At 70.8% G+C, this 22030-nt stretch carries 23 protein-coding genes and 2 pseudogenes; 15 read left to right on the top strand and 10 right to left on the bottom strand.

Annotated features, from left to right (window positions below; all coding sequences use genetic code 11):
• Positions 1–123 precede the first annotated feature (123 nt).
• Positions 124–1254 (bottom strand): NADH-dependent flavin oxidoreductase, encoded by a 1131-nt coding sequence (locus tag IEY69_RS20110; RefSeq protein WP_189074867.1) that lies wholly within the window; start codon positions 1252–1254, stop codon positions 124–126.
• A 127-nt stretch (positions 1255–1381) separates the two neighbouring features.
• A complete protein-coding gene (locus IEY69_RS20105) occupies positions 1382–1537 on the bottom strand; it encodes a hypothetical protein (RefSeq protein WP_189074866.1) in 156 nt (51 codons plus the stop codon).
• Positions 1538–1773: 236 nt separating this feature from the next.
• Here IEY69_RS20105 and IEY69_RS20100 point away from each other — a divergent pair, with 236 nt between their 5' ends.
• Positions 1774–1917, top strand: coding sequence for a hypothetical protein (locus IEY69_RS20100; protein ID WP_189074865.1), 144 nt, complete (start codon positions 1774–1776; stop codon positions 1915–1917).
• A 243-nt stretch (positions 1918–2160) separates the two neighbouring features.
• On the opposite strand, the gene IEY69_RS20095 is transcribed toward IEY69_RS20100, so the two are convergent.
• Positions 2161–2751: a TetR/AcrR family transcriptional regulator gene (locus IEY69_RS20095; protein ID WP_229784153.1), complete on the bottom strand. Its 591-nt coding sequence runs from the start codon at positions 2749–2751 to the stop codon at positions 2161–2163.
• 176 nt (positions 2752–2927) lie between these two features.
• Between IEY69_RS20095 and IEY69_RS20090 the strand changes: the two genes are divergently transcribed.
• Positions 2928–3626, top strand: coding sequence for a DUF4386 domain-containing protein (locus IEY69_RS20090; protein WP_189074864.1), 699 nt, complete (start codon positions 2928–2930; stop codon positions 3624–3626).
• Positions 3627–3643: 17 nt separating this feature from the next.
• Here IEY69_RS20090 and IEY69_RS20085 read toward each other — a convergent pair whose 3' ends face one another.
• Both IEY69_RS20085 and IEY69_RS20080 read right to left on the bottom strand, forming a co-directional pair.
• Positions 3644–4489, bottom strand: coding sequence for an IS5 family transposase (locus IEY69_RS20085; protein ID WP_189074863.1), 846 nt, complete (start codon positions 4487–4489; stop codon positions 3644–3646).
• A 417-nt stretch (positions 4490–4906) separates the two neighbouring features.
• Positions 4907–5173, bottom strand: a complete 267-nt coding sequence (locus tag IEY69_RS20080; protein ID WP_189074862.1) for a transposase — start codon at positions 5171–5173, stop codon at positions 4907–4909.
• On the opposite strand from IEY69_RS20080, the gene IEY69_RS20075 reads away from it, so the two are divergent.
• Positions 5172–6797, top strand: a complete 1626-nt coding sequence (locus IEY69_RS20075) for a zinc metalloprotease (protein WP_189074861.1) — start codon at positions 5172–5174, stop codon at positions 6795–6797. The genes IEY69_RS20080 and IEY69_RS20075 overlap by 2 nt on opposite strands.
• 192 nt (positions 6798–6989) lie before the next feature.
• Here the strand turns inward: IEY69_RS20075 and IEY69_RS20070 are convergent, their stop codons facing one another.
• The 5 genes from IEY69_RS20070 to IEY69_RS20050 are packed head-to-tail and all read right to left on the bottom strand — an operon-like array spanning position 6990 to position 11043.
• Positions 6990–7772, bottom strand: coding sequence for a heme ABC transporter ATP-binding protein (locus IEY69_RS20070; protein ID WP_229784151.1), 783 nt, complete (start codon positions 7770–7772; stop codon positions 6990–6992).
• Positions 7769–8830 (bottom strand): FecCD family ABC transporter permease, encoded by a 1062-nt coding sequence (locus IEY69_RS20065; RefSeq protein WP_189074860.1) that lies wholly within the window; start codon positions 8828–8830, stop codon positions 7769–7771. Before IEY69_RS20065 ends, IEY69_RS20070 begins: the two co-directional genes overlap by 4 nt.
• Positions 8809–9711 (bottom strand): heme/hemin ABC transporter substrate-binding protein, encoded by a 903-nt coding sequence (locus IEY69_RS20060; RefSeq protein WP_189074859.1) that lies wholly within the window; start codon positions 9709–9711, stop codon positions 8809–8811. The genes IEY69_RS20065 and IEY69_RS20060 overlap by 22 nt, the downstream gene beginning before the upstream one ends.
• 22 nt (positions 9712–9733) lie before the next feature.
• Complete coding sequence (locus IEY69_RS20055) at positions 9734–10681, bottom strand: siderophore-interacting protein (protein WP_189074858.1); 948 nt, start codon at positions 10679–10681, stop codon at positions 9734–9736.
• 56 nt (positions 10682–10737) lie between these two features.
• Positions 10738–11043 (bottom strand): hypothetical protein, encoded by a 306-nt coding sequence (locus tag IEY69_RS20050; RefSeq protein WP_189074857.1) that lies wholly within the window; start codon positions 11041–11043, stop codon positions 10738–10740.
• 215 nt (positions 11044–11258) lie between these two features.
• On the opposite strand from IEY69_RS20050, the gene IEY69_RS20045 reads away from it, so the two are divergent.
• The 12 genes and pseudogenes from IEY69_RS20045 (at position 11259) to IEY69_RS19995 (ending at position 21884) form a co-directional block, all read left to right on the top strand.
• Positions 11259–11900, top strand: a complete 642-nt coding sequence (locus tag IEY69_RS20045; RefSeq protein WP_189074856.1) for a hypothetical protein — start codon at positions 11259–11261, stop codon at positions 11898–11900.
• Positions 11897–13060 (top strand): isochorismate synthase, encoded by a 1164-nt coding sequence (locus IEY69_RS20040; protein ID WP_189074855.1) that lies wholly within the window; start codon positions 11897–11899, stop codon positions 13058–13060. The genes IEY69_RS20045 and IEY69_RS20040 overlap by 4 nt, the downstream gene beginning before the upstream one ends.
• Positions 13057–14835, top strand: coding sequence for a (2,3-dihydroxybenzoyl)adenylate synthase (locus IEY69_RS20035; protein ID WP_229784149.1), 1779 nt, complete (start codon positions 13057–13059; stop codon positions 14833–14835). Before IEY69_RS20040 ends, IEY69_RS20035 begins: the two co-directional genes overlap by 4 nt.
• A complete protein-coding gene (locus IEY69_RS20030; RefSeq protein WP_189074854.1) occupies positions 14832–15710 on the top strand; it encodes an isochorismatase family protein in 879 nt (292 codons plus the stop codon). Before IEY69_RS20035 ends, IEY69_RS20030 begins: the two co-directional genes overlap by 4 nt.
• Positions 15707–16972: a condensation domain-containing protein gene (locus IEY69_RS20025; RefSeq protein ID WP_189074853.1), complete on the top strand. Its 1266-nt coding sequence runs from the start codon at positions 15707–15709 to the stop codon at positions 16970–16972. The genes IEY69_RS20030 and IEY69_RS20025 overlap by 4 nt, the downstream gene beginning before the upstream one ends.
• On the top strand, positions 16969–17736 hold the full coding sequence (gene dhbA / locus IEY69_RS20020) for a 2,3-dihydro-2,3-dihydroxybenzoate dehydrogenase (RefSeq protein ID WP_189074852.1): 768 nt from the start codon (positions 16969–16971) through the stop codon (positions 17734–17736). The genes IEY69_RS20025 and dhbA overlap by 4 nt, the downstream gene beginning before the upstream one ends.
• Positions 17737–17873: 137 nt before the next feature.
• Entirely contained in the window at positions 17874–18791 is a 918-nt protein-coding gene (locus IEY69_RS20015; RefSeq protein ID WP_189074851.1) for a metal ABC transporter substrate-binding protein, read from the top strand.
• The gene (locus IEY69_RS20010; RefSeq protein ID WP_229784148.1) at positions 18788–19564 is read left to right on the top strand and encodes a metal ABC transporter ATP-binding protein; all 777 of its coding nucleotides are present in this window, start codon (positions 18788–18790) and stop codon (positions 19562–19564) included. The genes IEY69_RS20015 and IEY69_RS20010 overlap by 4 nt, the downstream gene beginning before the upstream one ends.
• Positions 19564–20439 (top strand): metal ABC transporter permease, encoded by an 876-nt coding sequence (locus IEY69_RS20005; RefSeq protein WP_189074850.1) that lies wholly within the window; start codon positions 19564–19566, stop codon positions 20437–20439. The genes IEY69_RS20010 and IEY69_RS20005 overlap by 1 nt, the downstream gene beginning before the upstream one ends.
• A 282-nt stretch (positions 20440–20721) precedes the next feature.
• Positions 20722–20784 (top strand): annotated as a pseudogene (locus IEY69_RS22140) (hypothetical protein); the annotation flags it as partial.
• A 23-nt stretch (positions 20785–20807) separates the two neighbouring features.
• Positions 20808–21467 (top strand): annotated as a pseudogene (locus IEY69_RS20000) (IS66 family transposase); the annotation flags it as partial.
• A 117-nt stretch (positions 21468–21584) separates the two neighbouring features.
• Positions 21585–21884 carry a helix-turn-helix domain-containing protein gene (locus IEY69_RS19995; protein ID WP_229784147.1) on the top strand — a complete coding sequence of 100 codons (300 nt, stop codon included), beginning with the start codon at positions 21585–21587 and terminating at the stop codon, positions 21882–21884.
• Positions 21885–22030: the final 146 nt, after the last annotated feature.

The following is a 22030-nucleotide window of genomic DNA, read 5'->3' as shown; positions in this document are numbered from 1 at the left end:
CGGACGCCGTCCTGACCTCCGTTCCAGGTGGACCCGGACCGCCGGGCAAGCACCGGGGGCGGCCACAGAGCGTGGCCTCCGATTGCAGCGGCACCCGGCGTCCAGATGGTCAGCCGGGCATGATCAGCTGGACACGAGGTCGGGCGTGAGGCGATCTTTGAGCATGACGTTCGTCAGCAGGCCCCACATGGGTTCCGGCAGCGTCAGGGCCTCGCGGTCGGCCGGGCTGAAGGTGCCGCGCAGGTCAGTGCGCCCGGCCTGGACTTTCTGCACCCATTCGGGTTCGAGCAGCAGGGCGCGGCCCAGGGCGACGAAGGTGGCGCCGAGTTCGAGGGCGCGGGCGGCGTCCTGCGGCGTCCAGATGTTTCCCACGCCGATCAGGGGCGTGTCGCCGAGGCGCTCGGCAATCTGCTGGAGGCGGCTGCGGTCAGGATCTCCGCCGCGGCGGGGGCTGCCCGCGTAATCCTGCAGGGACACGTGGACGTAGTCGAGATTCCGCTCGCGCAGGGCGTCCAACAGCGCGAAGGTGTCGTGCATGGTGAGGCCCTGCTCGTGCGGTTCCTCAGGGGAGAAGCGGTAGCCGATCAGGAAGGGCGTGGTGGCCTGCGCCGCGACGCGCTGCACTTCCTCGATGACGGCCAGGGGGAACGCGAGGCGTTTCTCGGGCGTGCCCCCCCACTCGTCGTCGCGGCGGTTGCTGTGCGCGGAGACGAACTGCTGGATCAGGTAGCCGTTCGCGCCGTGGATCTCGACGCCGTCGAATCCGGCGTCGATGGCGCGGCGGGTGGCGCGGCCGAAGTCGGCGATGACGCCGCGCACCTCGTCGCGGCTCAGGGCGCGGACGGGTACGTGCGTGCGGCCGGGCTGGGGGGAGGGCACGTCGCTGGCGGAGGTGACGTCCCCGCCGACGAGTTCGGGGGGCGAGTTGTGGCCGGCGTGGAAGATCTGCAGGACGGCGTGGGCCCCGCCGGACCGGATGCGGGTGGCCAGGGCCCGGAGGCTGTCCAGGCGGCCGTCGTGCTCGGCGCCGAACTGGCCGGGGAAGCCCTTGCCGCCGGGCGTGACGTACGCGACGGCCGTGATGGCCAGGCCCACGCCGCCGGAGCGGCGGGCGACGTAATCGAGTTCCGCAGCCGAGACACTGTCGTCCGGATTGGCGGAGGTGGTGGTCATGGGGGCCAGGGCGAGGCGGTTGCGGACCTGCACGCCGCTGCGGAAGGTGTAGGGCTCGAAGAGGGGAGTGAGGTCGGACATGCCCGACACCATAGAACGTATGCTTTGTTTTGTAAAGTGATTTACGACGCGTTGTCCCGGAAGCTCGTGGCACGCCCGGTATCATTCTGGTCGGGCCAGCCCGTCCAGACGACCCGCCGCTGCAGGGTCAGGTGGACACTGTGACGTGCAGCGCTCCCAGCGCCACCATCAGCACGCGCTGCAGGTGCACCTGCAGCGCGTGCCAGCTGAACCCCGGCACGGACTGCGGGGAGAACCAGCAGGCGTGAATGCCAACCAGTTCCCGGCCCAGGGTTTTCGTCACAGGCCAGCCGACCGCACCCGCCGGGCAAGACGAGTCCCTTCCAGCATCTCGTCGCGGACAGCTCGGCGACCACCGAACGCATCATCCGCGGCCCGCCGGAAAGCCATGACCTGCGCGTCCGCCGTGGGGCTGCGCGGCCAGGCTGATGCCAGGTCCGACCCGGCCCCCGACATCCTCGACAAGGGCGAGATGGACGCGACCATCGCCCGAAGCACCGGGCAGATGAGCCACTGGCCATGAAGATGCTCGATTCGGTCGCCCACAACCCCATCGCCAGCACCTCCGACCGGTGCGGCGCTCCCGTCCGCTCGCTGCCACCCGTCATCGACACCGGCCCGATCGCTCTCACCACAGCGCACAATCTGTTGGACATGAGGTGAGCTGCGGTGGATCAGAGAGGGAGTGTGCCGGCCTCCCACCTGAAGGGGACAGGTCAGCGTCGATCCAAGCAGTGAACAACGCGAAGGCATCCGCCGGGAGTTGCCCTCCGTGTCGTTCGTCACGGAGGACTACCCCCCATGCTGGATGCTTTCACCCGGCTGTCCATCACGCCGTTCAGCCTCTGGGAGACCACCACCGGCCGTGTCCTCATTCCAGGGAACACAAGCGCTGTCGCACGGATGTCAGGGCTCATATCCGGTGGCCTGAAGTCCCGCACCGATGAAGACCATCACCTCAGACAGGTAGGGTTCCAGGGCCACCGTGGAGCTCCGGCCCCAGGCATTGGCCGCAGTGAACAGGCTGTGGGCCATCAGGGTGGCGACCAGTTCCCTGGAAATAATCCTGGAATTGGCACGCTGCGCCCTGGGATGCAGGGCTTCGATCAACCACGCCGTGAGCTGGGCCTGCACCTGACGCTCCACATGTGCGCCCATTTCGCACGGCTGATCCTGACTGTCCGCATGGACCTGTGCCATGAAGACGCAGAGCGCCCGCAACAGGTCCTCGATCTGTGCCCTGCTGATGCCGGACTGCCCGGGTCCGTAGGTGCGCAGCACTTCAGCGAAGTGGCGGGCGACCACCTGTTCAAAGAGTTCACCCTTATCGCTGTAATGGGCGTAGAACGTGGCGCGGTTGATGCCCGCTCGGGTCGTGATGTCACTGACGGTGGTGACCGCGTACCCCTGTTCTCGCAGCAGGGCCTCGAGAGCTTCGTGCAGAGCCTGCTGTGTGCGTCTGATTCGGGGATCAAGCCTGCTGGGCGTGGGCAACACAGTGCTCCTCGTGATGGATAGGCAACAAAAGGTCATTGGTGTGCCTGGAGTGCGGGTGGCCGGGTGGCCATGCTGAACGCGACAGGTGGTGCTGAGGTGACATCTGTTCGGCCAGCGGGACATTGGCGCAGCGTCCCGGGCTGTTTTCGTCCGCTGTTGCCTGAAAGGAGTAGATCATGAAGTCAGAACTATTGAACCTCCGGGTGGTGGGCGTCCTGTTCATCCTGGCGTCGGTGGCCGCCGTGATCGGTGTCGTGCTGTATGCCCCGATGCTGGCAGACCCAGACCTGTTCTTCGCTGTCCCTGACCACGTGCTGCGGGTGAAACTCGGCGTTCTGGCGGAACTGGTTCTGGCGTGTGCGGCCGTGGGTACCGCGACCCTGCTGTTTCCGTACCTCAAGCGTCAGCATGAAGGTCTGGCGCTGGGGTACGTGGCTCTCCGGTTACTGGAAGCAGCGTTGATCGTCATGGGGGTGCTGAGTGTGCTGACCCTGCTGAGCGTGAACGTGGGCGTGACCGAAGTCCCAGGCGACCGCCGGGTGGTGAATCAACTGTTGCTGGCGGCGCGTGAGTGGACGTTCCTGCTGGGACCGAATGTGGTGTTGGGCCTGAACACGCTCCTCTGTGGTGTGCTGTTGTACACCTCTCGCCTCGTTCCTCGGTGGCTGTCGGCCCTGGGCATGACCGGCGCTGTGCTGGTGATCGGCGCTGCGCTCCTGACCCTGTTCGGTGTGCTCGTGCCCCTGTCTCCGGCGGCCGTGCTGCTGGCGTTGCCCGTCGCGGTCTATGAGATGGTGCTGGCCGTGTGGCTGATCGTGAAGGGGTTCAGCGGTGCGGTGGGAGCGGACGGGCCTGCGCGTCCTGTGATCACCTAAAGTGCGTCTGAAAAGGGTTAGGGCGAGGGTTTGGCGAGTCGACGCACCATCAGCCGGATCATGACCTCATCGACCAAATTCTCTGCGGTTTCCACCAGCGCCTCGTAATCCTTGGCCATCCGCCGCGATTTTCCCAACCAGGCGAATGTTCGCTCCACCACCCAGCGGCGCTTCAGCACCACGAATCCTTTCGGCACCTCCACGACACGTGGAGGTGCATCCTTTGGTGCCCAGGTCCCCTGCCATCCAGACCAGGGATGCTTGACGATCTCCAAGGTCCAGCCCAGATGGGTCCTGATGTCGCTCGCCAGCTTGCCGGTGTACCCCGCATCTGCCCACACGTGCTTCATGCGTGGGAACACGTTGGGCAGGTCGCGCAGCAGGAGGACCGCACCAGTGCGGTCCTGGATATCGGCCTCGTGCACCTTGATCGCCATGACCAGACCCAGGGTGTCGACGAGGAGGTGACGCTTGCGGCCACTGACTTTCTTGCCCCCGTCATAGCCGCGAGGTCCACCGGCTTCGGTCGTTTTCACGGATTGGCTGTCGATGATCGCGGCACTGGGGGTCGCTGCGCGACCCTCACGCTGGCGGATCAGCTCCCGAAGAACCGTGTGAAGTGCTTCCCAGACGCCCCGCAGTCTCCACAGACGGTGGTAGTGATAGATCGTCTGCCAGGGCGGAAGGTCGTGCGGCATCGACCGCCAGGCAATCCCTCCTCGCAGCACGTAGAAGATCCCGTCCAGGATCTCTCGGGGCGACCACTTCCGTGGACGACCCATGGGTGATGCTTGAGGTAGAAGGGGAAAAAGTACGTTCCACTCGGAGTCGGTTAGATCGTTTGGATACGCAGCTCGGGTCACGGGTGCCCCACCTCCGACCTCTACCGTGCACGCATGATGGCTCTAGGAAAACCTGCGCCAGCACGTTTTTCAGACGCACTTTAGGGCAGCGCTTGGCCAGTGTGGACGCAGTCGAAGCGGAATTGCTGGCGTGGGAAACCGACCGCAATGCGCGGTCGGTGCGGGCGAATGGGCAGTTCTCGATATCCGCGGCACGGGATAAGCTCAAACGCCACTACCACGTCAATGAATAGCTATTCTCATGCCTGTGGTCATCCACTAGGTCACGGTCATCTCTCGTACTGCAATGACGCTGTGTAGAACGATGAAAACCCAGGACACGGCAGGCTCGCCGCTCACTGATCCCGAACAGCTGCCGCACTTCCCGGATGACCCGTCGTTTGACGGGCGTCTGGGCCTGCGACGACTGGTCGGGATTCACCACTTTCTGCCAACCACCTCCTTCAAGATGCTATTGTCGAGCGCCAGATCCGCGACCAGCTTCTTCAGGCGGCGGATTTCTTCTTCCAGCTGACGGACGCGCTTCGCGTCGTCCTTGGTCATGCCCCCATACCGTGCCTGCCAACGGTGAATGGTGGCCTTGGAGACCCCGGACAACCGAGCGACGTCACCGACCGCGGTGCCTGCCTCAACTTGGGCTAAGACATCAAGGATCTCGTTTTCGCTGTACTGCTTGTGCTTCATGACCCCTCCCTGGAGACGATCTTGTCTCATTCGGAGTGGGCCGACCAATTGGGGTCACGTCAACCAGCTGCGCGCCCCATCCCGCGACGCCAGCGGCCAGACCAGTCAGGCGACCTTCCCGCTTCCCCGGCAGACCCTGGCCGCCGGGCGGTACCTGATCGTCACCGCGCGACTCGACGCGAACGCCACCGACAACAGCGAGATCGTGTTCGTGTCCAGCGGTACGCAGGTGCCCGCCTGGACGGACCGCGGCGAGATCAGCCTGATGCAGGGCACCCAGGTGCACGACACCGTGCGTTTCGCCCCAGGGCTGAATGCCAGCTCGGGCGGAACTCTGGGCGTTCAGGCTGCGCCCTCTACCCAGCTGAGTTCCATCACGCGGCAGCCGGGCCGCACGGCTGCACTCGGGCAGGCCAGCGCCAGCGCACAGAACTGGGAACAGAACGCACTCCCCAGCCCCGGCGCCCTGAACAACGACGGAGGTGGACTCCAGGCCAGCGGCCTGAACGCGCAGGCGACCGGCGACACCGACAACGACGGCATTCCCGACAGCTACGAGACCGCGAACTCCAGCGCCTACGGCGGCGTGTACGTGTACAACCTGGGCGCGCGGCCAAACCAGCGGGACCTCTTCCTGGAACTGGACTGGATGAACTCCACGTCGAACTTCATCCGGCCGCAACGCGCCGGGATCGACAAGATGGTGGCCGCCTTCACACGCGCCGGCTACGCCCTGCACGTGGACGCCGGCGCGGCCTTCAGCTCGACGTTCTCGCCCGCCAACTACAACCTGGGTGGGGGCAATCAGGTGAATTACGGCAGCTGTATCAGCGTCGGCTGGAACACCAGCAGCTGTTACGGCATCCTGGCGTACAAGTACAGCAGCACCGGCTCGGTGAAGAACTTCGCCACGAACCGCCTGAATCTGTTCCGGTACGGGCTGATCGGGAACTCGCAGCAGGCCAACGGCAGCAACGGCAGCAGCGGCGTCGCCGAGATCAATGGCAACGACTTCGTGGTCACCATGGGCGGCTGGAGTGCCAGCAGCCTGACGCAAGTCGCCAACCAGCAGGGCTCAACTATCATGCACGAGTTCGGTCACACCCTGGGCCTGCGGCACGGGGGATTCGAGGACTACAACAACAAACCCAACTACTACTCCATCATGAACTACCTCTACACGCTGGCCGGACTGGACGACACGGCCAGCACCCTGTGGCAGCGCTCTCAGTACCGCTACACGGCCTGCTCCCAGCTGACGTACAACAACCCGTGCTCGACCTCGTTCAAGATGGATTACTCGTACGGGCAGGGCGGAAAGATGGACGAGGGCTCCATCAATGAAACGTCAGGCATCAACCGCGGCGCCGCCTGGATCGACTGGAACCGTGACGGGTACCAGCAGACCAGCCTCCGGGCCGACGTGGATTACGACGGATTCATCTCGACCGGGCAGTATTACCTGAGCGACTACAATGACTGGGCGAACATCCGCCCGACCTTCAGTTACGTGGATCCGAACAACAGCACCACCGACGCGCAGGCCGTTCGCATCCTGCCGCGCCTGGATGTCGTGAGCGACGACGTGCAGCCCATCATCACCGAAACGAACGAGCAGCCCTGAGGCCACCCCCACGGAGGTTCCGGAGCAGACGGGTCTCCGGGACCTCCGCATCGGCACGGCCCTTACCGGCCCCGACAGGTCCGGGCAGTGGGGGGCACCCCGGCGGTGGGCGACGCCCCCTCTCGCCACCCGCTGTTCAAACCGTCGCCAGCCCACTCAATAGGGGGCGGACGTCCGCAACGGACGGGGAGATCAGCCCGCGCTGACGATCAGCGGGCAGTTCAGGCAGGGGTGGCGGGTGACGAGCACGTCGTGCCCGTACGCGGCGCGGATGTGCCCGCTGGTCAGCGCGATGTCGGGCGGGGCGCAGGTCAGCACCTGACCGCCGTCGAGCAGAAGCACCCGGTCGGCGTACTGCGCGGCGAGGTTCAGGTCGTGCAGGACGGCCAGTACGCCGACCCCTTCCGCGCACAGGTCGCGGGCGAGGCGCAGCGTGGCGTGCTGGTGGGCGAGGTCGAGGCTGGCGGTGGGCTCGTCGAGCAGCAGGACCCGGTCGCCGGGCGTGCCGTGCAGCTGCGCCAGCGTCCGGGCGAGGTGCACGCGCTGCTGCTCGCCGCCGCTGAGCGTCTGGATGTCGCGGCCTTCCGCGCCGCGCAGGCCCACGCGGTCCAGGCAGGCGCGGGCGACGTCGCGGTCGTGGGGCGTGTCGCGCGGGCCGTGCGGAATGCGGCCCAGCAGGACGATGTCCAGCACGCTGAACGCGAACGGGGCGGGTGTGTGCTGGGGCAGCGCGGCGCGGTGGCGGGCCAGTTCGGTGCCGGGGCGGTGGGCGGGGCCGCCTAGGACGCTCACGCCGCGCCGGCCGAGTTCGCCGGTCAGGTGCCGCAGCAGGGTGCTCTTGCCCGCGCCGTTGCGGCCCAGCACGGCGAGCAGTTCGCCGCGCCGCAGGGTCAGATGCACGTCCCGCAGCAGCTGCCGTCCCTGCACGGTGTGCGTCAGGGCCGTCACCTCGATCAGGGATTCGTGCGGGGTCACGCGCCCTCCGCGCGGCGCTGGCGCAGCAGGTACAGGAAGAACGGCGCGCCGAGCAGCGCCGTGAGGATCCCGATGGGTACCTCGGCGGGCGCGGCGACGGTGCGGGCCAGGAGGTCCGCGAGGATCAGCAGGGTCGCGCCGAGCAGCGCGGAGGCGGGCAGCAGCGTGGCGTGGTTCGGGCCGGTCAGGAGGCGCAGCAGGTGCGGGACGACCAGGCCGATGAAGCCGATGCTGCCCGCCACGGCGACGCCCGCGCCGACGCTCAGGGCGACCAGGCTGATGATCAGCCACTTCACGCGGGTGACGGGGACGCCCAGGTGCGCCGCGCCGTGCTCGCCGAGCGTCAGGGCGTTCAGGGCGCGCGCGGTCAGCGGCAGACCCACGGTGCCCAGCAGGATCAGCGGCAGGGCACTCAGGACGGTCGGCCAGGTGGCGCCGCCCAGCGACCCGAGGTTCCAGAAGGTGAGGGTGCGCAGCTGCTCGTCGGTGGCCAGGAACGTCATCAGGCCGGTCCCGGCGCTGCACAGGGCGTTGATGGCGATGCCCGCGAGGAGCATGGTGGTGACGTTCACGCGCCCGCGGTCCTGCGCGAGCAGCGACACGAGCGCCGTGGCGATCAGCGACCCGGCGAAGGCCGCGGCGGGCAGCGAGTAGGTGCCCAGGGTGTTGAGGCCCAGCACGACGCTCAGCGCGGCCGCCAGCGCGGCGCCGCTGGTGATGCCCATCAGGCCCGGGTCGGCCAGCGGGTTGCGAAACAGGCCCTGCAGCGCCGCGCCCGCCACGGCCAGCCCCGCGCCGACCAGGGCGCCCAGCAGGACGCGCGGCAGGCGGATGACCCACAGCACGGCCGCCTGCTGCTCGTCGAACGGGGCGAGCGGCGCGGCGCCCAGCGGGGCGAGCAGGATACTCAGGACCTGTGCGGGGCTGATGGGCAGGGCGCCGCGGCCGACCGCGAGGATCACCGCGCCCGCCAGCAGGCCGGTCAGGACCGTCAGGGTGAGGGCCGCGCCGGGGCGGGCGGCGCGGCCCCGGCGGGTCAGCGGAAGTCGGCGTTCCACTGGCGGGCGAGGTTCAGGGCGAATTCCGGCAGGCGCGGCCCGATCCAGCGGATGGAGTTGTCCACGGCGTACACGCGGCGCTGCCGTCCGGCGTTCGTCTGCATGACGCCCGGCAGCTTCAGGGCGCCCTCGATGCCGCCCAGGGCGTCCAGGCCGCGTTCGAGCAGGATGATCGCGTCGGGGTTCAGCGCGACGAGCGCCTCGGCGGTCAGGGGTCTGGTGTCGCGGAACGGGGCGACGTTACGGCCCCCGGCGAGGGTGATCAGGTCGTCGGCGCCGCCGTCGGTGCCGTAGATGCTGGCGTCGCCGGGCCCGTGGGCGTACAGGAACAGCACGCGCGGCGTGACCTTCGGGCGGTTGGCCTGCGCGGCCTTCAGGGTGGTGTCGAACGAGCGGCTCAGGGCCAGCGCGGCGCCGGGCACGCCGTACACGTCCGCCAGGATGTTCAGGCGGGTGCGGACGCCGTCCAGGCCGCCGGTGTCGCTGGCGGGCAGCACGAGGACCTTCACGCCGGCGGCGCGCAGCTGCTGCGTGACCTTCTGGTTGGCGGGCATGGCGAGGTTGTCGGCGGTGCCGATCACCAGGTCGGGTTTCAGCGCGATGATGCCCTCGGCGGGCAGCTGCGCCCAGTGGCCGACGCTGGGGATCCGGTTGGGCGGGTACGTGCCGGTGACGTCGGTGCCGACGATGGTGCCCTGCTTGCCCAGCCGGTAGATGAGTTCGACGGTGGTGGCGTTCAGCGCGACGACGCGGCGCGGGTTGCTGACGCTGACGCTCACGCCGTCGGCGCCGCGGATGGTGGCCGCGTGGGCGCCGGGGGCGGCCAGGAGCAGGCTGAGGGTCAGGGCGGCGCGGGTCAGGGTGGTGTGGGTGGGTCGCATGTGGATTCTCCTTGGGTGGGTGTCAGGGGGTCCAGTACCCGCTGACGCGGCACTGGGTGGGGCTCAGGTCGTACTGGGCGCGCAGGGCGCGGCGCAGTTCCAGGGCGTGCGGGGCGTCCAGGGCGCCCCACGCGGCGCGCAGGTGCAGGTCGAGGCTCAGGGCGGCGCGGGTCAGGGCCTCGCCACTGGGGCCATTGCGCGGCACGACGCTCAGGTGCGTGCCGGGCGGCAGCGGCACGCCGAGCAGGGCGGCCTGGGCGTCGCCGGGGTCGCCCGTCTCGATCAGGACGCGCGGGCCGGGCGTGAGCCCTTCGGGCCAGTGTTCGAGCAGCGCCGCGATGGTCGGCAGGGCCGTCTCGTCCCCGAGGAGCAGGCTGGGACCGGTGAATTCCGGGAGGGTCTCGCGGCGCGGCGCGCCCACCGTGACGGTGGCTCCGGGCAGCAGGGTGCGCGCCCAGGTGCTGCCGGGCGCGTGGGTGGACGGGCCGCCGTGCAGGTAGACGTCCAGGTCGGCCCGTCCGTCGTGGGCGCGGCGGATGGTGTAGACGCGGGTGGTGTCGCCGATCGTGACGCGCACGGCGTCGCCGGGCTGCCAGCCCTGCAGGGCGTGCGGGTCGGCGTGGAAGGTCAGGCGGCGCAGGCCGGGCCCGAGGTCGCGGGCGCCCTGGAGGGTCCAGGTGGTGGTGCGCGGGTCGGGACGTTCGTTCAGGAGCGTCTGGGCGTCGGCGACCAGGGCGCGCAGGTTGACGTGCGGGGGGCGGGTGGGGTCGGGGAAGGTCAGGCGGGCGCTGCGCGGGCCGCGGTCGGTCAGGACCTCCAGCGTGAGGCCGGTGTGGTCCAGGGTCAGGATCTGCGCGGCGCGCGGGGCGGGCAGGTCCGTGAAGGCGCGCGCCACCTGCAGGAGTTCCGGGGCGTGGTCCTCGTTGACGTGGTCGGTGATGTGGGCGAGGTCGGGGGCGGTCTGCGTCATGCGGCTCCGGGTGGGGTCGGGTGGACTCCGGTGGTCGAATCGGGGGCGGCCTGCGTTCAGTCGAGGGTGCGGGGGTGGGCGTGCAGGATCAGGTGGCGGAACGCGCCGAAGTCGCTGGGCGTGAAGGTCACTCCGGTCGCGCCGCACCACAGGCGGGTGCCGTGGGTGCCGGTGTGCAGCACCCAGTCGGCCTGGGTGGCCTGGGGGTCGTCGCGGCGCAGCAGGCCCTGCAGGTCGCTGAATTCCTGGTGGTTCAGGGCGAAGTTCAGGTCGTGCCAGATGACGTGCAGGTTGCCGCAGGTGCAGCGCAGGACGCGGCGGTGGGTGCTGAGGTCGTGCAGGGGCGTGAAGCCGTGGCACATGGGCGGGGGCCTCCGGGGTGTGGTGGGGGTGGACCGGCGCTGGGTGGGCGCGGGTCTGCGGGGGGTGATCCGGGTGAGGTCGGGGGAACCGACGCGCAGATCCTGCACTAATCCGACCGGGTTAGTCAAGTTAATCCGACCGGCTCCTGAACTTACTTGACTAAACCACTCGGATTTGTCAGATTCAGCCAGACCGGCGTCACACCCGGTCCGCCATGACCCCCCATCCAGCCCATCCCAGCGCGGCCGACCTCGACGCGGCCCTACACGCCCTGCGCCGCCACCTGCGCGGCTGGCCCGTGCCGAGCGCCATCTGCCTCAGCCGTCAGCCCACCGACCTCCCCGACGTTCCCCCACCCTTCCCGCTGCCCGCCCACGCCCCCGCCCGCCGCCACCACGACTGGCACGCCGGACGCCGCTGCGCTGCCCACGCCCTGCACCTCCTCAGCCACCCAGACGCCCTGCGCCCCCTGCCCCGCACACCCGGCGGCGCCCCCGACTGGCCCGCCGGGACCCACGGCAGCCTCAGTCACGCCGGCGGCCTGACCGTCGCCGCCGCCACACGCGCGCCGCAGCGCGTCGGCCTGGACCTCGAACCCCTCACCGGCCCCGCACCCGACCCCCGACGCTGGCGGCACGTCCTCACCGAGAGCACCTTCAAGGCCCTGTGGCCGCTGCGCCCGGACCCCCTCGACCCCACGCACTTCCACGCGCCGCCCCCGGACCCCACCCGGACGCAGGGCGTGGCAGACGTGCACGTCCTGGGCTGGCCCGGCCCGCTTCAGGTGCGCTGGGTGCACACGCACGGCTTCCTCCTCGCCCTCACGCTGCTCCCCGCCCCCCCGGAGGCCCCATGACCCAGACCGCCGCCCCCCCCGCCCCCCACCCAGCCACCGGGTCACACCTCCACGGCGCGACCCACGCCCCCGCGTGGCGCGCCCCGGACCGCCACCTGCACCTGCTCGACCCGCACGGCGCGCCCCTGACCGCCGCCCAGGCCCGGCACGCCCTGCACGGCGCGCCGCGCGGCACGCACCTGCTGGGCGCCATCGGCTTCACGCCGCAGGACCCGGCCGCCTTCCACCTGGCCCACTCGACACCGCCCACCTCGACATCGCCCACCTCGACTGCCGCTCTCTCGACAGCGGCCTCCACGGGCACCCCGGTCCTCCACGCGGCGTCGCGGCCCGCCCCGGACGCGTTCGAGGCGAACGTCGCGCACGCGGCGGCCGCCATCGCGCGCGGCGACCTGCACAAGGTCGTGCTGGGCCGCACCCTGGACCTGCACCTGCACGCGGCGCCCGACCCGAGTGCCGTCACCGCCCGGCTCGCGCAAGGCGCCCCGGACGCCTTCGTGTTCAGCGTCCCGCTGGGAGACGGCGCGCAGCTGGTCGGCGCGAGCCCGGAACGGCTGCTGAGTAAACGCGGCGCGCAGCTGCGCCTGCGGCCCCTGGCCGGCACCCGCGCCCGCCACGCCGACCCCGCCGAGGACCTCCGGCGCGCGCACGACCTGCTGCACTCCGCCAAGGACCGCCACGAGCACGCGCTGATGATCGCCGCCATCCGGGAGACCCTCGCGCCACTGTGCCGCGAACTTACCGTGCCGGACGCGCCGCGACTCGTGCAGACGCCGGGCCTGTGGCACCTGGGCACCAGCATCCACGCGACCCTGCGCGACCCGGGTCTGCACGTGCTGGACCTCGTGAGCGCCGTGCACCCAACGCCCGCCGTGTGCGGCGTGCCCGCCCCGGCCGCCCGTGACCTGATCGGCACGCTGGAAGGCCCGCGCGGGTCCTTCGCGGGCGCGGTCGGCTGGTGCGACGCGCGCGGTGACGGCGAGTGGGCCGTCACGATCCGCTGCGCGAGGCTGCGCGGCCCGCACGCCCGCCTGTTCGCCGGGGCCGGGATCGTCGCCGGGTCCGACCCCGCGCAGGAACGCGCCGAGACCGCCGCGAAGTTCGGCACCATGCTGCGCGCCCTGGGCGTCTCGCCCCTGGACCTGGAGGGCGCGCTGTGACCGTCCCCCCAGCGCCGAGCCCCGAAGGCTTGGTCACCGACGCCCCGATCACCAGCGAGTTCACGCCCTGGCCGCCCGGACTGGCCCGCGCGTACCGCGCCGCCGGGTACTGGCGCGGCGAGCCGTTCAGCGCGTGGCTGCGCGCCCTGGCCGGGCAGTTCGGGCCGCGCCCGGCCCTGCTCGGCCACGCCCTGGGCCCCGGCGGGCAGCCGGGCGGGTGGGTGACCCGCACCTACGCGGACCTGGACGCCGCCGCGAGTGGGTACGCGGCCGCGCTCGCCGCGCGGGGCCTGCGCGCCGGGGACCGCGTGATCCTGCACCTGCCCAACAGCCCGGACGTGTTCGAGGTCCTGCTGGGCCTGCTGCGGCTGGGCGCGCGGCCCATCCTGGCGCTCGCGGCGCACCGCGCGGCGGAACTCACGGCCTTCGCCACGCAGGCGCACGCCCGCGCGCTGATCACCGGCGGGCACCCGGACGCGCAGCGTGCCGCGCGGGCCGTGCAGACTGCGCATCCGGACACGCTGGTCCTCACCGTGGGCGACCCGGACGCCGCCCTGCCACTGACCCCGGCAGACGCGGCGGCCTGGACGGAACCGGCGGCCCAGCCCGGCGTGTCCAGTCAGGGGGCGGGTGACGTGGCGCTGTACCAGCTGTCCGGCGGAAGCACCGGCACGCCGAAACTCATCCCGCGCACGCACGACGACTACCTGTACTCCATCCGCGCCAGCGCCGAACTGTGCGGCCTGACGCCGGACACGGTGTTCCTCGCGGCGCTGCCCGCCACGCACAACTTCACGCTCACGTCCCCCGGCGCGTTCGGGACGCTGCACGCCGGGGGAACGGTCGTCACCGCGCCCGGCCCCGCCCCGGACGTGTGCGCGGCCCTGATCGAGCGCTGCGGCGTGACGCACGTGGCGCTGGTGCCCAGCGCGCTGCTGCTGTGGCTGCGCGCCCCGCAGTTCACGCCCGCCCGGCCCGGGTCCACGCTGCGGGTCGTGCAGGTGGGCGGCGCACCCCTGGCTCCCGACGTCGCCCGGCAGGTCCCGCAGCGGCTGGGCGCGGCGCTGCAGCAGGTGTTCGGCATGGCCGAGGGGCTCGTGAACTACGTCCGGCCCGGCAGCGCAGGCGACGTCACGTACGGCACGCAGGGTCGCCCGATCAGCCCGCACGACGAGATCCTGATCGTGGACGACGAGGACCGCCCCGTCCCGGACGGCACGCCCGGCCACCTGCTCACGCGCGGCCCGTACACCATCCGCGGGTACTTCCGCGCGCCCGAGCACAACGCCCGCGCGTTCACGCCGGACGGGTACTACCGCACGGGGGACATCGTCACGCGCCGCCCCGACGGGCACCTGATCGTGCAGGGCCGCCACAAGGACCAGATCAACCGCGGTGGGGAGAAGATCGCCGCCGAGGAGATCGAACACGCCCTGCTGGGCCACCCGCGCGTGTTCCAGGCGGCATTGATCGGCCTGCCGGACCCGTGGCTGGGTGAGCGGACCTGCGCGGTCGTGCAGCCGCGGGTGGACCCCGACGAGCACGCCAGCCAGGCCCTGCCCGACGCCTGCGCCCTGACGCTGGAACTGCGCCGTTACCTGCTCGAGCAGGGTTTCGCCGCGTTCAAGCTGCCCGACCGGGTCGAAGTGCTGCCCACCCTGCCGCGCACGCCCTTCGGGAAGGTCGACAAGCCCGCCCTGCGCGCCCGCTACGCCCCCACTCCGGCCCTGAGCCCTGCCCAGGACCAGGACCTCACCGACAGGAGCCCCGCATGATTCCCCGCCTGCCCAGCTACCCCATGCCCACCCCCGACACCCTCCCCGCGCAGCGCGTGCCCTGGGCGCCCGACCCGGCGCGCGCCGCGCTGCTCGTCCACGATCTCCAGGCGTACTTCCTGGACTTCTACGACCCGGCGCAGCCGCCCATCCCGGACCTGCTGCGCGCCGTGGCGGACCTCACCGCGCACGCCCGCACGCTGGGCATCCCGGTCGTGTACACCGCGCAGCCCGGCGCGCAGGACCCCGCCGACCGGGCGCTGCTGACCGACTTCTGGGGGCCGGGCCTGCCGGACGACCCGGCGGTCACGCGCATCCACCCGCTCGTGGCGCCGCAGCCGGGCGACACGGTCCTCACGAAGTGGCGCTACAGCGCGTTCCAGCGCACGCCGCTGCGTGAGCACCTGCGCGGGTGGGGCCGCGACCAGCTGCTGATCTGCGGCGTGTACGCGAACATCGGCTGCCTGCTCAGCGCCGCCGACGCGTTCATGCAGGACGTGCAGCCGTTCCTGATCGCCGACGCCCTGGCGGACTTCAGCGAGGCCGAGCACCGCCGCGCGCTGGAGTACGGCGCCGCCCGCTGCGCCGGGATCACGCACACGGCCGCCCTCCTTGCGCTGGGCGGCGCGGCGAAGGCAGCGGACGGGTGGACGCCCGCGCGCATCCGGGCCGAGGTCGCCGCCGCGCTCGGCGTGCCCGCGGGCGACCTGCGCGGCGACGACGACCTGCTGCTGCTGGGCCTGGACTCCATCCGGCTGATGCTGCTCACGGAAGACTGGCAGCGCGCCGGGTCACGCGTGACGTACGCGGACGTCGCCGCGCGCCCCACCCTGGACGCCCTGACCGACCTGCTGTGCGCGGCGGGAGCGCGGTGACGGTGCCGCTGCCCGTCACGCTCGCGCAGCGCAGCCTCTGGACGGACCTGGACGACCCGGACGGCAGCGTCCTGAACCACGTCGTGGAGACGCTCGACCTGCGCGGCCCGCTCGACCCGGCGCGGTTCGAGGTGGCCCTGACCCGCGCCCTGGCGGACGTCGCGGCCCTGCACGTCCGCTACGCGTCGGTGGACGGCCAGCCCGCGCAGCTGCCCACCGGCGAGCTGCCCCGCCCGCCCGGGCGGCTCGACTGGCTCGCACACCCGGACCCCGAGGGGCAGGCCCGCGCGCACGAGCGGGCTGCCACGCGCCGCCCGCTGGGCCTGCGGACCGGGGACCTGTACCGGCACGCCCTGCACCGCCTCGCGGACGACCACTGGCGCTGGGTGTTCGTCACGCACCACATCGCGCTCGACGGGTACGGCGTGACGCAGTTTCTCACGCAGCTCGCCGCGCACCACCGCGCGCTGGGCGGCCTGCACGCGCCCCCCGCGCCGTTCGGGCCGCTCGCCGCGCCCGCCCAGGAGGACCGCGCGTACGACGGCAGCGCGCAGCAACGCGCGGACGGCGCCCGGCTGCGCGCAGCGTACGCGGACCTGCCGTTCGAGGCGGCGCCCCTCCTGCACCTGGGATTGCAGATCGGGCACCGCGCGCAGCGGACCGTCCCGGCCGCCCTCGTCCGTTCCCTGCGGAGCGTGACCTCCGCGTGGGGCGCCGCGTGGCCCGACGCGCTGAACGCCGCGTGCGCCGCGCAGTGGCACGCCCGCACGGGCGAGCAGGCCGTATTGATCGCCGCGCCGGTCATGCTGCGCCTGGGCAGCGCCGCCGCGCACGTCCCGTGCATGCGCATGAACCTCGTGCCCCTGCGGATCGAGGTGCACCCGGGCGACGACCTGGCGACCCTGACCCGCCGCGCGCAGGCGGCCCGCACCCACGCGCAGGGCGCCGCGCCCTACCGCCTGGAGCGCCTCTGGGCGGACCTGGACCGGCGGCGCCTGTTCGGCCCGGAGGTGAACGTCATCCCGTTCGCCGCGCCACTCGACCTCGGCCCGGGGCTGGAGGTCACGCGCGACACGCCGGCGTCCGGCCCGGTCGAGGACCTCGCGTACACCTTCAGCGGCTGGCGGGACGACCTGACCGTCACGGCCGACGGCCACCCGGTCCTGCACACGCCGCAGAGCCTGGAGGCCCTGCTGGACGACCTGCTGCGGCGCCTGCACGCCGGACTGCGCGCCCCGGCCCTGCGGGAGGTGAGTGCGTGAGCGGCACCGACTGGACGTCGCGGGTCGCCCTCGTCACCGGCGCCGCGCAGGGCATCGGCGCGGCGGTCGCCTCGGCGCTCGCCGCGCGGGGCGCGCGGGTGCTCGCCACGGACCGCCAGCCCATCCCGCCCGACCTCGCCGGGCAGCCCGGCGTCGTGCCGTACCCGCTGGACGTGACCGACCCGCGCACCGCCGAGCAGGCCGTCGCGCACGCCGAGACGACCCTGGGCCCCCTGACGGACCTCGTGAACGTCGCGGGCGTCCTGCGCCCCGGCCCCCTGACGGACCTGAGCGACGAGGACTGGCACGCCACGTTCGCGGTGAACACCAGCGGCGTGTTCTTCGTGTCCCGCGCCGCCACGCGGGTCATGCGCGCGCGCGGACGCGGAGCGGTCGTCACGGTCGGCTCGAACGCCGCGCACATTCCCCGGACCGGCATGGGCGCCTACGCGGCCAGCAAGGCCGCCGCCGCGCACCTGACCCGCACGCTGGGCCTGGAACTCGCCGGAAGCGGCGTGCGCTGCAACCTCGTCTCGCCCGGCAGTACCGACACGGCCATGCAGCGCCAGCTGTGGACCGCGCCCGGCGCCGAGCACCGCGTGATCGCCGGGGACCCCGAGACGTACCGCACCGGCATTCCCCTCGGGCGGATCGCGCAGCCGGCCGACATCGTCCACGCCGTCCTGTTCCTCCTGTCGGACGAGGCGCGGCACATCACCCTGGCGGACCTCACCGTGGACGGCGGCGCGACCCTGGGCTGCTGAAGGGCCCGGCGGGGTCGCCCTGGCGGACTGGGCGTGGTGGTGCCGAGGGCGTCGGCGGAGGGTGAGGGGGAGGCGTCACCGGTGAGCGTGCTCCGCCTCAGCTTGACCAAACATAATTTTTAGGTAAAGCTAAAAACATGACCTCCTCTTTCCTGCCGGTGCTGGCCGTGGCGGCCCTGCTCCTCACCGCCTGCCGCCCCGCTCCGCCCCAGACCACCGCGCCCCAGGGCGACGACGACCGGCCCACCGTCCTGACCACCTTCACGATCCTCGCCGACATGGCCCGCGCCGTCGCCGGGGACCGCGCCGAGGTCGTGTCCATCACGAAACCCGGCGCGGAGATCCACGGGTACCAGCCCACCCCCAGCGACCTGATCCGCGCGCAGGACGCCGACCTGATCCTCAACAACGGCCTGAACCTCGAACGCTGGTTCACCCGCTTCACGCGGGACCTCGACGCGCCCACCGTGACGCTCACCGACGGCATCGAACCGGTGAACATCACCGCCGACGCGTACGCGGGCAAACCCAACCCGCACGCCTGGATGGCCCCGAAGAACGCCCTGATCTACGTCGAGAACATCCGCCGCGCCCTGACGGACCTCGACCCGGCCGGAGCCGAGACGTACCGCGCAGGCGCCGACGCGTACGCGAAGCAGATCCGCGAGGTCGACCGGCAGCTCGCCACGCAGCTGGGCCAGCTGCCCCCCGAACGGCGCGCGCTGGTCACCTGCGAGGGCGCGTTCAGCTACCTCGCCCGCGACTACGGCCTGAAGGAACTGTACCTCTGGCCCGTCAACGCAGAGGAAGGCCAGGGCACGCCCCGGCAGATCCGCGCCGTGATCGACGCCGTGCGCGCCCAGGGCGTCCCCGCCGTGTTCTGCGAGAGCACCGTGTCCGACAAGGGCATGCGGCAGGTCGCGCGCGAATCCGGCGCGCGCTACGCCGGGGCGCTGCACGTCGACTCCCTGTCGGACGAGGTGCCCACCTACCTGGACCTGCTGCGCAAGGACGCCGACACCATCCTCGCGGGCCTGACCGGCGGCCAGCCGTGAGCGCCCCCGCGCTGGACGTGCAGGACGTCAGCGTCGCGTACGGCGGCGGCCGCCTCGCGCTGCGCCGCGCCACCCTGAGCCTGCAACCGGGCCGCATCTGCGGACTGGTCGGCATGAACGGCGCCGGGAAGAGCACCCTGTTCAAGACCATCATGGGCTTCCTGCCCCCGCTGTCCGGGCAGGTGCAGGTGTTCGGGCATGGCGTCCGGCACGCGCAGAAGGCCGGGTGGATCGCGTACGTCCCGCAGGCCGAGGCGGTCGACTGGGACTTCCCCGTCAGCGTGCGCGACGTGGTCACCATGGGCCGCCAGGGCCGCATGGGCCTCCTGCGCCGCCCCTCGGGCGCCGACCGGGCGGCCGTGCAGGACGCCCTGGACCGCGTCGCCATGACCGACTTCGCCGAGCGGCAGATCGGGGAACTGTCCGGCGGGCAGCGCAAACGCGCGTTCCTGGCCCGCGCGCTGGCACAGGACGCCCGGCTGCTGCTCCTCGACGAACCCTTCGGCGGCGTGGACGTCGGCACCAGCGAGGCCATCACCACCCTGCTCAGCGACCTCGCGGGCGGGGGCCGCAGCGTCCTCGTCAGCACCCACGACCTCGGCACGCTGGAAACCTTCTGCGACGACGTCGCCCTGATCGCCGACCGCACCGTCCTGACGGTCGGGCCCACCGCGCAGGTCCTCACGGCCCCGAACCTCGCCCTGACCTTCGGGGGCCGCTCGCCGCTGCATGACCCCGCCCGCATTCCCGCGCGCCCCACGGAGGTCCGCTGATGGACGCCGTACTCCCCGCCCTGCTCGCGCCACTCGGGTACGACTTCATGCTGCGCGCCCTGCTCGTCTCCGCGCTGGTCGGCGCCGTGTGCGCGGTCCTGTCGTGCTTCATCACCCTCAAGGGCTGGTCCCTGATGGGCGACGCCGTGTCGCACGCCGTGCTGCCCGGCGTGGTCCTCGCGTACCTGCTGAACCTGCCGTTCGTCGTGGGTGCCTTCGCATTCGGGCTCCTCAGCGTCGGCGCGATCGGCTTCATCCAGTCGCGGTCGCGCGTCAAGGAGGACACCGTGATCGGCGTGGTGTTCACCGCGCTGTTCTCCCTGGGCCTCGTGATGATCTCCCGCGTGTCCAGCGACGTGCACCTCTCGCACATCCTGTTCGGGGACGTGCTCGGCATCAGCGACGCCGACCTGTGGCAGACCGTCATCGCGGGCGCCGTCGCGCTGGGCGCCATCCTGATCCTGCGGCGCGACCTGCTGCTGTACGTGTTCGACGCCACGCACGCCCGCTCCATCGGCCTGAACACCGGGCTGCTGTACGGCGCGCTGCTGGTCATCCTGGCCCTGACCATCGTCAGCGCCCTGCAGACCGTCGGCGTGATCCTGGTCGTCGCGATGCTCATCACGCCCGGCGCGACCGCGTACCTGCTCACCGACCGCTTCAGCCGCATGATGATCCTGGCCGTCACGGCCGGCGTGCTGTCCAGCCTGATCGGCACGTACGCCAGCTACTTCCTGGACGGCGCCACCGGCGCGTGCATCGTCCTCACGCAGAGCGTCCTGTTCGGCCTGGCGTTCCTGTTCGCCCCGAAACACGGCCAGCTGGCCCGCCGCCGCCAGCAGCAGCGCGAACGGCAGGCCGAACTGCAGGGCTGACCGGACGCCAGGGTGGGCGAGGGGCCCTGGGGTCGACAGCGCGCCCCGGGGCTCCTCGCCCAGCCCCTGTCCTCCCCAGGTGCACGCTCCGCAGCGCAGCTCCTGTACCCGCGCGGTTCAGAGGTCGTGAGGGGCGCCCTCCGCATCACTGAACGCTGATACCGATTCGGGTTGGTGACTACTCAGCAGGGTCCTGAGCAGCGCAAGGGAATGAGGTAAGGTGAGGGCATCTCAGACTCGACCTGCCCGAATTGCGAACGGCTCCAAGCGCGCATCCGCGAATTGGAAGCACAGGTCGCGCGGACCAGCGAGACGTCTCATCAACCCCCCAGCCAGGACCAGACTTGGCGGAAGAAACCCAAGAGCTCACCCTCTACGGGCACGACCCGCACCGCGGGTTGGTCGCCATCCAAGCGATGGGCGTCCTGCCCCAGTACTGGGGCGTGTTGATGCATGATGCCTGGCTTCCGTACTTCCAACTCTGTGCCCGACATGCCCTCTGTAACGCGCACCTGCTCCGGGAGTTGCGCTTCCTCCACGAACAGCTGGGACAAGGCTGGGCGGGAGAACTGCGGACTGCACTCCAAGGTGTCTACCATCAACAGAAGGCAGGCATCCTCACTCCACCGGAGAAAGCCGCGTTCCTGGTTCGCTTTGATGCCCTCGTGGAAGCGGGGTTGGTTTCCAACCCCGCAGCAGAGCCGGTTCCGAAGCAGCGGGGACGGGTGAAGCAGTCCCCGGGGCGCAACCTCGCGCTTCGCCGTCAGAAACACCGAGACAAGATGTTACGCTTCCTCTTCGAAGACGGCGTTCCGTTCGACAACAATCAAGCCGAGCGAGACCTTCGAATGGTGTGCGCGAAGCGCAAGATCTCTGGTGGGTTTCGTTCGGCGACGGGCGGAAAGAATTTCTGCTGCATTCGGAGTTACCTCTCGACGCTTCAGAAGCAAGGTCTCTCTGCCTATAACGGGTTGGTCAGTATCTTCCGGAACGACGTCCTTCTTCCTCAACTCGCGTTCTCGCGCTGAGCTGTCACCACATTACAATAAATGGACAAAAACACACTTCCTAAATCTCTCCTATTCCCAGAGATGTCGAAAGATTCGACTAGACCTCCTGCGAAAGTACCCAGCTATGCTGTGTGAGTGAGCCACGGGCGCCTGGAACGCACGCTGAAGATGAACCGCACGCGCTTCAAACGCCGCACCGGGATCTATCCAGAAACATTCGTTGAGATGGAAAACGTCCTGGTCGAGCGGCAACGTGGCAAGAAGAAATCCGGGCGCCCCTCTGCGCTCAGTCTTGGTGAGCAACTCCTGCTGACCCTGGAATTCTGGCGGGAATACCGCACCTTCGCTCACCTGGGCGACGACTGGGGTGTCCACGAAACCACCGTGCAGCGCACGGTGGAACGCGTCGAAGCGGCCCTGATCGCCAGTGGGTAGTTCAGACTCCAGGGCAGGAAGAGCCTGATGGAGGCAGAGAACGTCTTCCAGATCATCGCGGTTGATGCCACTGAAACCCCGTGGGTAGTTGGCTGGAACTATGCCCGACAGGAGACGCCCTGCGGCCGTGAGAGCCAGTCCCGCAC

Origin of the sequence: Deinococcus sedimenti (genome assembly GCF_014648135.1) — a bacterium.
In the GTDB taxonomy this organism is placed as follows: Bacteria; Deinococcota; Deinococci; order Deinococcales; family Deinococcaceae; genus Deinococcus; species Deinococcus sedimenti.
This window is presented reverse-complemented; position numbering and strand designations above follow the sequence as displayed.